Consider the following 12,066-nt stretch of genomic DNA (forward strand, 5'->3'; position numbering starts at 1 on the left):
CCAGAACACGATCCACCATCGCGAATCTCCCTGCTCCAACCTCACAACAGAATCACTGATCGGCTTCTGTGCAAAGATCTCACAAGGGGAGAAGGGAAGGGGGCAGCGCTGACCTTCCGATTGAATTGATTGAGCAAATCAGCGGCCACCGGCCTGATCAAGCGTCTGGCGCTCCACAAGCCTTTCAGCTTCCGCTATCACTTCCGCTGGCATCATACGCTTCCCAGGTGGGGCCAGCAGCGTCGATGAGAATGGCCCACGCGGGCCGGTCAGGCCAGGCTCGGTAGCGAGGAATATCGCCACCGTCGGCAGGCCGAAAGCGCTGGCGAGATGGGTCAGGCCGGTGTCGGCGCCGATGACCAGCGCCGAGCCGCCGATGACAGCGGCGATCTCGGCAAGCGGCGATCTGGGAAACACCACGGTTTGCGAAACGGCGCCGGCGATCGCTTCGGCAACCGCCTTTTCCCGGTCGTTCGACCAGGTGGTGACCGGCGTCATCCCCTTGTCCACCAGCAGACGGGCGGTTTCGATCCAGTCCGCGACCGGCCATTTCTTGTCCTCGCGGCTGGTGCCGTGCAGCAGGAAGGCGGTCTTTTCGCCGACAAAAGTCGATTTTCCGGCTGGCGGCGCGATGCCCGATTCAAGCCGGGAAAAATCCGGTTCGTAGCCGAGCGCCAGCCCGAACAGCCGTCTCGTGCGCTCGATGGCATGCAGGCCGCGCGGCACGGCGTAGCGATGGCCATAAAACAGGCTTGCCGAAGGCTCGCGAGCGCTCGACCGATCGAAGCCGGCGATCGGCGCTGCCGCCAGCCGCGCCACCAGCGCCGATTTCAGCAAGCCTTGCGCATCGAGAACGAGGTCGTAGCGGCAATCGCGCAAGGCGCGGCGCAAGCCGATCACTTCCCGCCATGTGCCGGGCTCGAGCAGCTTCCTGCGCCAGCGCCGGATCGCCACGCTGTGGATGGTCTGGATGGCTGGATGCAGCGCCACAATGCCGGCAAATGCCTCTTCGACACACCAGTCGAAGGAGATATCCGGCCGAGCGCGGCGCGCGTCCTCGATCGCCGGGAAGGTGTGGATGACATCGCCCATGGACGATGTCTTGACGATCAGCACTTTCATGCGGCGGCCGGCATTTCCAGCAGCCGCTCCGCCGCCGCCACGACGCGTTCGACCTCCAACGTCTTCAGGCAGTTGAGATGACCGAGCGGGCAGATTTTTTTGTGGCAGGGCGAACAGGACAGGCCGAGCCAGACCAGTTCGCGGCGCTCGGCGAGCGGCGGCGTGTTCTGCGGCGAGGTTGAGCCGTAGATGGCGACGACCGGCGTGCCGACGGCGGCGGCGACATGCATCAGCCCGCTGTCGTTGGAGACGGCAAGCCTCGCCGCGGCGATCAGGTCGATGGCATCCTCGAGCCGCGTCTGGCCGGCAAGATCGACGGCGCCCGGAGCCAGCGCGGCGATTTCAGCCGTCACCCCGGCGTCGTTCTTCGATCCGAACAGCGCCACGCCAAACCCTTTCGCCATCATCTCACGCGCAAGCCCGGCATAGTGTTCGCTCGGCCAGCGCTTGGCCGGGCCGAATTCTGCGCCGGGCATGAGTGCCACGAATTTCCCCGCCGTCAGCCCGAAACGACCGAACAATGCTGCCTGGTTGGCTTGATCGACGGCAAGCTTCGGCGCCTGGAACGCGCCGCCCCGGGCAAGGCTGAAATAGGCCTGCGCGGTGCGCCGTTTCAGGCGATCGGGCAAGGGCACGATGTCGGTCAGCAGCCCGTAGCGCATTTCCTTGAGATGGCCGACGCGGCGCGGAATGCCGGCAAAGAACGGGATCAGCGCCGATTTCCAGCTTCCCGGCAGGACAAAGGCCATGTCGTAGCGGCCGCGCAGCAGCCGGCCGAAGCGCCTTCGGATGCGGAATTCGAACGTGCCGGATTGCAGCGGCAGGTCGATCTGCTGGCGGATTTCGGGCATGCGCTTGACCAGCGGCGCTGCCCACGCCGGCGCCAGCACGTCGATGGCGGCATCCGGATGAAGCTCCCTCAGCGCCTGGAACAGGCACTGCGCCATCACCATGTCGCCCACCCAGCGTGGGCCGATCACGAGGATCGTTGGGCTTTCAGCCATTCGACATAGTCTCTGACGCCGGTTTCCACTGTGCGGAACTGGCCATTGTAACCGGCTGCGCGCAAGCGGGACATATCAGCTTGCGTAAAGCTCTGGTAGCTGCCCTTGAGGTGGTCGGGAAACTCGATGAATTCGATCTGGCCCTTGCCGAGCGTATCGATCACCGTCTCGGCAATGGCGCGGAACGGCTGGGCCTTGCCGGTGCCGCAGTTGAAGATGCCGCTGGAACCGCGTTTCCACAGCCACAGATTGACGTCGGCGACATCGCCGACATGGATGAAGTCGCGGCTCTGCTCGCCGGGCCCGAAACCACCATAGGCGCCGAACAGCTTCGGGTTCTGCCCTTGCTCGACCTGGTTGAACAGATGGAAGACGACCGAGGCCATGGCGCCCTTATGCGCCTCGCGCGGTCCGTAGACGTTGAAATAACGCAGGCCAGCCACCGGCGAATGGTCGGTATCGAAGACAGCGCGGCGGACATAATCGTCGAACAGCTTTTTCGAATAGGCATAGACGTTTAGCGGCCGTTCGCATTGTGGCTCTTCGCGGAACTCGGCGCCGCCGCCATAGACCGAAGCGGAGGAGGCATAGAGGAAGGGCACGCGCAGGGCCAGGCAGGCGTGCAGCAGGCGCTTCGAATAGGTGTAGTTGACCTCCATCATGAACTTGCCGTTCCATTCGGTGGTGGTCGAGCAGGCACCCTGGTGGAAAACCGCCTCGATGCGGCCGAGGTCCCCGGCCTCCATCCGCGCCAGAAAATCGTCCTTGTCGAGATAATCGGCGATCTCGAGATCGGCGAGGTTGGCGATCTTGTGGCCGTCGGTGAGGTCGTCGACGACGAGGATGTCGCTGAAACCGTCGGCGTTGAGCGCGGCGACGATGTTGGAACCGATCATGCCGGCGCCGCCCGTGACGATGATCATGAAAGCCTCTGGTACCTTGTGCCGGTTGTAGCCCTTGTGGGATTCTGGCCTTATAGGGGAGGCGGGCCGGGCTGTCGACAAAGCAGGTGGCTGGGCGGCCGGATGAGCGCCATAGTGGCGCCGCAAAGGTCACGTTTCAGTCGGCCTGCCGGCCGACCGGCGACAGGAGCAAGGTAATGCCGTCAACCGAACTGCTTGTCGCCTTTTTCGCCACCGCGGCGATCTTCGCCTATATCCCCGGCCCGGCTATGCTCTATGCCGCCGCGCAAACCATGGCGCGCGGCCGCTGGTCCGGGCTGATGGCGGCGCTCGGCATCCATCTTGGCGGCTACGTACACGTCTTCGCCGCCGCCGTCGGCCTGTCGGTGCTTTTCCATGCCGTGCCGGTGCTTTACATGGCGGTCAAGCTGGTCGGTGCGCTGTATCTGATCTGGCTCGGTGTTTCTTTGTTTCGCGCCAAGGCGCAAGGCGACGTTGTCTTGCCGGGAATTCAGCCGAAATCCGCCCGCCGCGCCTTTTTCGAGAGCGTTGCCGTCGAGGTGCTCAACCCAAAAACGGCGATTTTCTTCATGGCGTTCCTGCCGCAATTCATCGATGCCTCGGCAGCGTTTCCGGTCTGGCTGCAGTTCGTCGTGCTTGGAACAATCGTCAATTTGATGTTCTCGTCGGCCGACATTGTTTGCGTGGTGCTGGCCGGCGCGGTGATCGCCAGGCTGCGGCAGTCGAGCCGGGCGCAGCGCCTGATGCGGCGCGCCGGCGGTGCGGTGCTTGTCGGACTGGGCGTGCATGTCGCGTTGCAGAAAAGCTGACGCATTGTCGCGCCGCCGCGACCGGTCGAAGGCCTGCCGTTGCGTCGGCTGAAATTGCGGTATATCGGCATCGCCATGAACGGCCGGCCCTGCCAATCGAATCCCCCGTCACTGAAAATCGGCTCTCCCACGCGTTGACATGATCAAGCTGCCCTCTCCCGAACCTCTTCACCGCGCCATTTCGCGCTTCGGCAGCGCCACCGTGCTGGTGGTCGGCGATTTCATCCTCGACCGTTTCGTCAACGGCGTGATCGAGCGCATTTCGCCGGAAGCGCCGATCCCGGTGCTGCACGGGCGCGGCGAAACGCTGGCGATGGGCGGCGCCGGCAATGTCGTCGCCAATATCGTTTCGCTCGGCGCTGCCGTCATACCGGTCTCGGTGATCGGCGCTGACGAGGCCGGCAAGAACCTCATGCGCATGCTCGGCGACTTTCGCGTCGACGCCGGCGGGCTGGCGCAGGATGCCGATCGCATGACGTCGTCGAAAAGCCGCTTCAGCGCGCTCAACCAGCAGGTGCTGCGTTTCGACGAAGAGGAAATCAAGCCGCTGGGCGATGCCGAGCGCGCGGCATTGGTCGGGCATTTTCGCGAAGCGCTGGCACGCGCCGACATCGTCATTCTGTCCGACTATGGCAAGGGCGTGCTGCTCGACGGCGTCGCCGGCGAGCTGATCTCGATCTGCCGGCAAGCGGGCAAGCCGGTGCTGGTCGACCCGAAGGGCCGCGACTATGCGCGTTATGCCGGCGCGACGGCAATCACGCCCAACCGCAAGGAACTCGGCGAGGCGGTCGGCCGCGCAGTGTTTGCCGACGACGAAATCGAGGCGGCGGCACGCCAGCTGATTTCGGCGCACGGTTTCGATTTCGTCGTCGCGACGCGCAGCGAAAAGGGCATGAGCGTCATCGGTGCGGACGATGCCCGCCATATCGCCACGCAGGCGCGCGAAGTGTTCGACGTTTCGGGCGCCGGCGACACGGTAATCGCGACCTTCGCGCTGGCTCTTGCAGCAGGGGCTGATCGTGTCATGGCCGGATCGATCGCCAACGCCGCCGGCGGTGTTGTCGTCGGCAAGCGCGGCACGGCGCGGCTGACGATCGAGGAACTCACCGGTGCGCTGTTTCGCTCGCATGGTCCGGTCGCCCACTTGGATGCGATCCTCGATGCCGCCGCCGCCGTGCGGCTGGTGGCGGGCTGGAAAGACGAGGGCTTGAGCGTCGGCTTCACCAATGGCTGTTTCGATATCCTGCATGCCGGCCATGTCAGCCTGTTGCATGCGGCGCGCAGCCAGTGCGACCGGCTGGTGCTCGGCCTCAACAGCGATGCCTCGGTGCGCCGGCTGAAAGGGCCGGGGCGCCCGGTCAACGACCAGCATGACCGGGCCTGCGTGCTGGCAGCACTTGCCTCGGTCGACGCCGTCGTCATCTTCGAGGAGGATACGCCGCTTTCGCTGATCGAGGCGCTGAGCCCCGACATACTGGTCAAGGGCGCCGACTATACGGTCGATCAGGTGGTTGGCGCCGATGTCGTGCAGAAGGCCGGCGGCCGCGTCGTGCTGGTCGACCTCGTCGCCGGCAAGAGCACGACCGGCACCATCGGCAGATTGCGCGCCGGGAACTGAGGGTTTCATGTCCGAACTGAACGATTACCTGGCGCGCTCGGCGGCCGCGATTTCGGCGATGGTCGAGCGCGACCTGACCAGCGAGATGGAGCGGGCGGTCAGCGCCGTCGTCGCCGCGCTTTCGCAGGGCAAGGCGCTGCTGATAGCAGGCAATGGCGGTTCGGCCAGCGACGCCATCCATATCGCCGGCGAGCTGGTCGGCCGCTTCCTCAGGGAGCGCAAGGCCTACAACGTCATCGCGCTGCCGGCCAACGCGGCGGTGCTGACCGCCTGGGGCAATGATTACGGCTTCGACACGGTGTTTGCGCGCCAGGTCGAGGCGCATGGTTCGGCGGGCGCCGTGCTGCTCGCCATCTCGACCAGCGGCAATTCGCCAAGCATCCTCGCCGCCGCCCAGCAGGCGCGCATGATGGGCATGACGGTTGTCAGCCTGACCGGCGACACCGGCGGCAAGCTGAAGCCGCTCTCGGACATCCTGCTCAACGTACCCTCGACCTCGACGCCGATCATCCAGCAGGGGCATTTGTGCCTCTACCACCATTTGTGCGAAATGGTCGAAACGCGCCTCTGCGACGCAGGGTGATCCTCGAACTCTCAGGACCTGGGTTCCTCGCCCTCCGCGAAGCGGGGGCTTCGTAGGGCGCGGTTCCCCTCGCCGTCTCGGCTTCGCCGAGCCACCTCCCCACTTTCGTGGGGCGAGGAACCCAAGCTGGAATGAAGCCAATCTTCAAAGCTGAAGGCAATTTTGTTCTTGCTTTGTGCCGGCAGCTATGCTACTAATTTGGGTATGGTGATGATTCCACCGACGATCCCGCCCTCCGAGGCGGGTTTTTTGTTTCCGGTTTTTTGTTTCGCAGCCGCTTTGCCTGCTCTCTTAAGCCGAAAACGCCACCAGTCCTTCGTCCTTGACCCGGCGGATGGTCAGCGCGGTTCGCACCGTATCGACATTGGGGGCCGAGGCCAGTTCCTCGATGACGAAGGTCTGGAAGGTGCCGAGATCGCTCGCCACGCAATGCAGCAGGAAATCGGACTCGCCCGACACCATCCAGGCGTCGCGCACGATCGGCCAGCCGCGGGTGCGCTCGGCGAAGGTCTTGAGTTCGGCGTCGGCCTGGTGATGCAGGCCGATCAGACAGAAGGCGACGACGTCGAGGCCGAGCGCCGGAGCGTTGAGCAAAGCGCGGTAGCCGCGGATGATGCCGGCCTCTTCCAGCCGCCTGACGCGGCGCAGGCACGGCGGCGCCGAAATGCCGACGCGGCCCGACAGTTCGACATTGGTCATGCGTCCGTCCTGCTGAAGCTCGCGCAGGATCTTCCAGTCGATGGCATCGAGATCGGCCTTGATCGGCATGGTGGCTTCCGTGGTGACGCGAAAGAATCCTTCGCGACTTTGTAATTAAACGACTTTGCTGTCCATTCCATCCGCTGGATCGAGGATTTTCGCACATCTTGCTGCGGGTTGCTTGTCGCCGTCGCCGGCGCCGAAGCTTTCCGGGGACGAACGGCAACTTGCCTTGCTGGCATCGCAGGCAACACTTACATTACGCGCAACAATCGACGAGAGTTCATGCCACAATCCATGGCTGCTCCCCGCAGAGGTTTTTCATGATCACCAAGCACGCGCCTGTTCTCATCATCGGCTCCGGCCCCGCTGGCTATACGGCGGCGATCTATGCCGCCCGCGCCATGCTCAAGCCGATGCTGGTCGCCGGCCTGCAGCAGGGCGGGCAATTGATGATCACCACCGATGTCGAAAACTATCCGGGCTTCGCCGAACCGATCCAGGGTCCATGGCTGATGAGCGAGATGCTCAGGCAGGCCGAGCATGTCGGCACCGACATCGTCAACGACATCATCACCGAGGTCGACCTCAACGTGCGGCCGTTCCGCGCCAAGGGCGATTCCGGCACGATCTATACCGCCGACGCGCTGATCATCGCCACCGGAGCCCAGGCGAAATGGCTGGGCATCCCGAGCGAACACACCTTCATGGGTTTTGGCGTCTCGGCCTGCGCCACCTGCGACGGCTTCTTCTACCGCGGCAAGGACGTCGCGGTGATCGGCGGCGGCAATTCGGCGGTGGAGGAAGCGCTCTATCTCTCCAACCTGGCCAAGAGCGTCACCGTCATCCACAGGCGCAGCGATTTCCGCGCCGAGCGCATCCTGCGCGAGCGGCTGCTGCGGAAAGACAATGTCCGCATCATCTGGGACACGGTGGTCGACGAGATCACCGGCAGGCCCGGCAAGGCGCCGCTGCCGCCGTCGGTCGAAGGGCTGAAGCTGCGCAACGTGGTGACCGGGCAGGAGATGCATCTGGTGGTCGACGGCGTGTTCGTGGCGATCGGCCACGCGCCGGCGGTCGAGCTGTTTGCCGGCAAGCTGAAGCAGAAGCCGAACGGCTATCTGTGGACGGCGCCGGATTCGACCCGCACCGATATGCCGGGTGTGTTCGCCGCCGGCGACGTGACCGACGACATCTACCGCCAGGCGGTGACGGCGGCCGGTCTCGGCTGCATGGCCGCGCTCGAGGCGGAAAAATATCTGGCGGGGATCGAGGTTCACCGCGAAGCGGCGGAGTGATTGTTCGATAAGCGGCTGAGAAAAGCCGCGCAAAAGCCTGATTTTTCATTCAGACGCCGAAAACAGGCGGACGCCAGAAAACAGGACGAGGGGAAATCATGGCGTTGGATTGGGACAAGCTACGCGTGTTTCACGCCGCGGCGGAAGCGGGGTCGTTCACCCATGCCGCGGAAACACTGCATTTGTCGCAATCGGCGATCTCGCGGCAGGTCAGCGCGCTCGAGCATGACGTCGGCGTGCCGCTGTTCAATCGCCATGCCCGCGGCCTGGTGCTGACCGAGCAGGGCGAGATGCTGTTCCGCACGGCGCACGACGTGCTGATGAAGCTCGAAACCATCAAGTCGCGACTGACCGAAACCAAGGACCGGCCCTCCGGCGTGCTCAGGGTGACGACCACGGTCGGCCTCGGCGCTGGCTGGCTGACAGAGCGCGTGCAGGAATTCATCGAGCTCTATCCCGAGGTCAGCCTGCAGCTCATCCTGGCCAATGAGGAGCTCGATCTCACGATGCGCCAGGCCGACTGCGCCATCCGGCTGCGCCAGCCGCAGCAGCCGGACCTCATCCAGCGCCGCCTGTTCACCGTGCATTTCCATCTCTACGCGGCGCCATCCTATGTAAACAAATATGGCAAGCCGAATTCGATCGCCGAGCTGAAAACCCATCGCATCGTCACCTTCGGCGTGCCGGTGCCGGCGCATCTGTCGGAACTGAACTGGCTGGAGACGGTCGGCGATTTCGAAGGCGGGCAAAGGGTGCCGACGCTGCAGATCAACGACATATTGTCGATCAAGCGGGCGGTGCAGGGCGGCGCCGGCATCGCCATGCTGCCGGATTACGTGGTCAGCAAGGATTCCGGACTGGTGCAGTTGCTGCCCGAGACCGAAGTGCCGTCCTTCGATACCTATTTCGCCTATCCCGATGCGATGAAGAACCAGGCGAAGCTGCATGTCTTCCGCGATTTCATCATCGCCAAGGCGCGCAGCTGGTCGTTCTGATTTAATGCGTGTCGCGCAAAAGCGTGCAGCGGTTTTGCGATAAGGACATGCATCAAACAAGAACCTAAAGCGCGTCGCATCAGGTCGGTCGAACGCAACGCGCTTTAGGAACGCGTATCCGCCAGCGTGCTGGCGCCGTAGCGCAAACCGTCGACCAGCAGGGCAACCATGCGCCGCGCCTGGGCAGGGCCGCCGCCATGTGCCGGCATGGCAAGGCTGGCGGCCGCCCCCAACAGGTCGCCCGGCTCGATATCGGCGCGCACCTCGCCGGCCGCGGCCGCCGCCTCCAGCAATGTTTGAAGCGCGGGCCGGAGCCGTTGGTTGAAATAGGCAGGCAAAGTGTCGAATGCCGGATTGCCTGAGTACAAGGCTGCCGCGAGGCCGCGTTTTGCCGTGATGAAATCCACATAGCGCTGCATCCACAGGGCCAGCGCTTCACCGGGCTCATGCTTTCCGGCCAGGATCGGCGCGGCGTCCGCACAGGCGTCAACCTCGTTGCGGAAGACGGCCACGATCAGGTCCGAGCGCTGTGGAAAATGGCGGTAGACGGTGCCGACGCCGACGCCAGCCTTTTCCGCGATCTCTCGCACCGGAGCCTCCACGCCGGAGGTCGCGAACACCGCCATGGCCGCCCGGAGCAACGCGTCGATGTTGCGCCGTGCGTCGGCGCGCACGTGGCGATCCGCGCGGTCGCGGGGTTCCAGACCATCGCCTTGATCCGTTTTGCCGTTCGGCGTTTTTTCGCCCATCAAATTACCTCTTGCAAACGGAACCTTGTTCCGGATATATGTGGAACGTGGTTCCGTTTGACTTATATCTAGCACGGCAAAGCGGTGTTGGCCACACATCGGTGCACAAAAGGAGATTACCATGCAGGACAAACCCGTCGCCCTGGTCACCGGGGCCAACAAGGGCATCGGTCTTCAGATCGCCAAGGACCTCGCGGCGAACGGCCTTACCGTGCTCGTAGGATCGCGCAGGCTCGAGCATGCCGAGGCAGCCGCAAATAGCATCGGAGAGGATGCCCACGCCCTGCAGCTCGACGTCACCGATCAGGCGTCGATCGCCGCCGCGGCAGAGCGCATCCGCATCGAACTCGGCCGCCTCGACGTGCTGGTGAACAATGCCGGCATCTCCCATGCGGGAAAGCCGGGCAGGCCGCTCGAGGAGATCATCAATTCGGGCCGCCCGAGCATTGCCTCCCTCGACGACGTACGCGCCGTATTCGAGACGAACGTGTTTGGCATCGTCGCCGTCACGCAAGCGATGCTGCGGCTCCTTCGTGAGGCGCCGGCGGCGCGTATCGTCAACGTATCGAGCGGCGCCGGCTCGCTGACATTGAACGCGGATCCGGCCTTTCCGTACCGCACGTCGTTTGGCGCCGTCTACAACCCGTCGAAGACGGCCGTCAACGCGATGACGCTCGCCTTCGCCATCGAGCTCGAGGAGACCGGCATCAAGGTCAACGCTGCGTGCCCGGGCTACACCGCGACGGAGCTCAACAACTTCGAAGGTCCGCGCACAGTCGAACAGGCCGCGCGGGAGCCCGTGCGCCTCGCGCTTCTCGACGCGAACGGTCCGACGGGCACGTTCTCGAACGAGGACGGCCCGCTGCCGTGGTGACGTTGCCTTGGAGCCTGCTTCAGCCGCGCCAAGGTGTCAGGCGGGGCAGCCAGCCTGGTACGGCACGGCGGTAGGCCTCGTATTCGTCACCGTAGCGGCGGGCAAGCGTCGGTTCCTCATATAGTCTCACGAAGGAGATCATGGCGGCCGCGGCGATGACTAGATAGGCGGCGACCGTCCAGCTCGAAAACAGCAATGCCTGGCCGAGGACGATCGACAGCACGGCGACGTACATCGGATTGCGGACGTGGCGGTAGATGCCGCCGACGACCAGCCTCTCGGTCGGCGCGACCGGGGCGGGCGTACCCAGACCCTCCAGGGCAAACCGGGCAAAGGCGTGCAGCAGTATGGCTGTGCCGGCGACAACCAGCAGCCAGCCCGCAGGAACGAAACCGGGCAGTCTCGACCACGGCAGGCGATAGCGATCGGTCAGCAGCCAAGGCAACAGTCCGGCGACCACGCCGGGCACTACAGCAAGGAAGATGACGCTGCCGGCGATCGCCGAAGTGGCTCGCATATAGCTCTCCTTACGGGCGCGGCCTTGAACGGTCTCCTGCAACGCGCTTCAGGTCTTGTCCGGCACGTAACCCAAGCCGCCGCACCTCAGGTCAAGCTCGATGGCGGGCTTTTGGGCGGCATGCACCAGCAAGGTCTGGCTGCCGAAAAAACAAACGCGTGCTGCACGATTCCACGTCATCCTGCGTTTTTCGATTTTCCGAGCAGGAATCGCTGCTGATTCGCGGCCGTGGATCGATTTTTGCCTTGCCGCAGGCTGTATTTCAGCGATTCAACTGGTCCTATTGCGCTTCGGGACGGATTAGACCACAGCCGGCGCCTTTTTGCATGTGAGTGTTGCAAAATAGATGCTTGTTTCTTGGGCATGAAGAGCACATATATAGATCATCTCCTGAGCGCGTTCTCCTCCCATTAGCGCTCTCGAGTGTTCCCCTCTGGAGGTTAGCCTTAACAGGCACTTCCAATCAAACTCAGCCGGGTCTTCATTGATCCGGCTTTTTTGTTGCCCGAAACCAACACATCGCCAGAAAATCGGCCGGAACGGTCGCGTAACAGTGACATGTAACCTCGGGTAACATGCCGCGGGCGCGCCAAATCGATTAAGCAGAGCATAGGACGCGGTGTGGCTCGTCCGGGGGATGGGGGCATCACTCGGACGACCCGGGCTCAGGCAGCTACCGCGTCCGAACCTTCCTCCGCCAAACACCGGCGGCAAGCATGCGGCGGACCTGCCGTTTCGCCTCCCACGAAGACGGTCCGCAAGAAACGGCGCCCCGGGGCTGCGGGGGCGCGGTGCGGGTTTGGGCCCAGGGGCGCGCCGGCGGGCCGTGCGGTGGGGGTGGGGGCGGGGGGCGCCCCCCCCCCCGGGGGGTGGGG

The 12,066-nt window shown here is 64.1% G+C and carries 13 protein-coding genes; 7 read left to right on the forward strand and 6 right to left on the reverse strand.

Going from position 1 to position 12,066, the window contains the following annotated elements; translation table 11 throughout:
- Positions 1-138 precede the first annotated feature (138 nt).
- From waaC to rfaD, 3 genes are read right to left on the reverse strand one after another with little or no spacing between them, the layout of a single operon-like run.
- Positions 139-1,122: a lipopolysaccharide heptosyltransferase I gene (gene waaC / locus NKI72_RS32310; RefSeq protein ID WP_352851934.1), complete on the reverse strand. Its 984-nt coding sequence runs from the start codon at positions 1,120-1,122 to the stop codon at positions 139-141.
- Complete coding sequence (gene waaF / locus NKI72_RS32315; protein WP_352851936.1) at positions 1,119-2,126, reverse strand: lipopolysaccharide heptosyltransferase II; 1,008 nt, start codon at positions 2,124-2,126, stop codon at positions 1,119-1,121. The genes waaC and waaF overlap by 4 nt, the downstream gene beginning before the upstream one ends.
- A complete protein-coding gene (gene rfaD / locus NKI72_RS32320; RefSeq protein WP_352851938.1) occupies positions 2,099-3,049 on the reverse strand; it encodes an ADP-glyceromanno-heptose 6-epimerase in 951 nt (316 codons plus the stop codon). Before rfaD ends, waaF begins: the two co-directional genes overlap by 28 nt.
- Before the next feature lie 176 nt (positions 3,050-3,225).
- Between rfaD and NKI72_RS32325 the strand changes: the two genes are divergently transcribed.
- The 3 genes from NKI72_RS32325 (at position 3,226) to NKI72_RS32335 (ending at position 6,059) form a co-directional block, all read left to right on the forward strand.
- A complete protein-coding gene (locus NKI72_RS32325; RefSeq protein ID WP_352851940.1) occupies positions 3,226-3,858 on the forward strand; it encodes a LysE family translocator in 633 nt (210 codons plus the stop codon).
- 139 nt (positions 3,859-3,997) lie between these two features.
- Complete coding sequence (gene rfaE1 / locus NKI72_RS32330) at positions 3,998-5,476, forward strand: D-glycero-beta-D-manno-heptose-7-phosphate kinase (RefSeq protein ID WP_352851941.1); 1,479 nt, start codon at positions 3,998-4,000, stop codon at positions 5,474-5,476.
- A 7-nt stretch (positions 5,477-5,483) separates the two neighbouring features.
- Positions 5,484-6,059 (forward strand): D-sedoheptulose-7-phosphate isomerase, encoded by a 576-nt coding sequence (locus NKI72_RS32335; protein WP_352586848.1) that lies wholly within the window; start codon positions 5,484-5,486, stop codon positions 6,057-6,059.
- Between the two features lie 291 nt (positions 6,060-6,350).
- On the opposite strand, the gene NKI72_RS32340 is transcribed toward NKI72_RS32335, so the two are convergent.
- Positions 6,351-6,827, reverse strand: coding sequence for an Lrp/AsnC family transcriptional regulator (locus NKI72_RS32340; RefSeq protein WP_352469300.1), 477 nt, complete (start codon positions 6,825-6,827; stop codon positions 6,351-6,353).
- Positions 6,828-7,081: 254 nt separating this feature from the next.
- Here NKI72_RS32340 and trxB point away from each other — a divergent pair, with 254 nt between their 5' ends.
- Entirely contained in the window at positions 7,082-8,056 is a 975-nt protein-coding gene (gene trxB, locus NKI72_RS32345) for a thioredoxin-disulfide reductase (RefSeq protein ID WP_352469805.1), read from the forward strand.
- 98 nt (positions 8,057-8,154) lie between these two features.
- Positions 8,155-9,051 (forward strand): LysR family transcriptional regulator, encoded by an 897-nt coding sequence (locus NKI72_RS32350; protein WP_023678345.1) that lies wholly within the window; start codon positions 8,155-8,157, stop codon positions 9,049-9,051.
- Between the two features lie 104 nt (positions 9,052-9,155).
- Here the strand turns inward: NKI72_RS32350 and NKI72_RS32355 are convergent, their stop codons facing one another.
- Complete coding sequence (locus NKI72_RS32355; protein WP_352458407.1) at positions 9,156-9,800, reverse strand: TetR/AcrR family transcriptional regulator; 645 nt, start codon at positions 9,798-9,800, stop codon at positions 9,156-9,158.
- Positions 9,801-9,921: 121 nt separating this feature from the next.
- Here NKI72_RS32355 and NKI72_RS32360 point away from each other — a divergent pair, with 121 nt between their 5' ends.
- Positions 9,922-10,674 carry an SDR family oxidoreductase gene (locus NKI72_RS32360; protein ID WP_352469808.1) on the forward strand — a complete coding sequence of 251 codons (753 nt, stop codon included), beginning with the start codon at positions 9,922-9,924 and terminating at the stop codon, positions 10,672-10,674.
- A gap of 19 nt (positions 10,675-10,693) precedes the next feature.
- On the opposite strand, the gene NKI72_RS32365 is transcribed toward NKI72_RS32360, so the two are convergent.
- Entirely contained in the window at positions 10,694-11,191 is a 498-nt protein-coding gene (locus NKI72_RS32365) for a methyltransferase family protein (RefSeq protein ID WP_352851942.1), read from the reverse strand.
- A gap of 100 nt (positions 11,192-11,291) precedes the next feature.
- On the opposite strand from NKI72_RS32365, the gene NKI72_RS32370 reads away from it, so the two are divergent.
- The gene (locus NKI72_RS32370) at positions 11,292-11,495 is read left to right on the forward strand and encodes a hypothetical protein (RefSeq protein ID WP_352744481.1); all 204 of its coding nucleotides are present in this window, start codon (positions 11,292-11,294) and stop codon (positions 11,493-11,495) included.
- The last annotated feature ends 571 nt before the right edge of the window (positions 11,496-12,066 follow it).

It is taken from the genome of Mesorhizobium sp. M0437 (assembly GCF_040321335.1).
Taxonomy (GTDB): Bacteria; Pseudomonadota; Alphaproteobacteria; order Rhizobiales; family Rhizobiaceae; genus Mesorhizobium.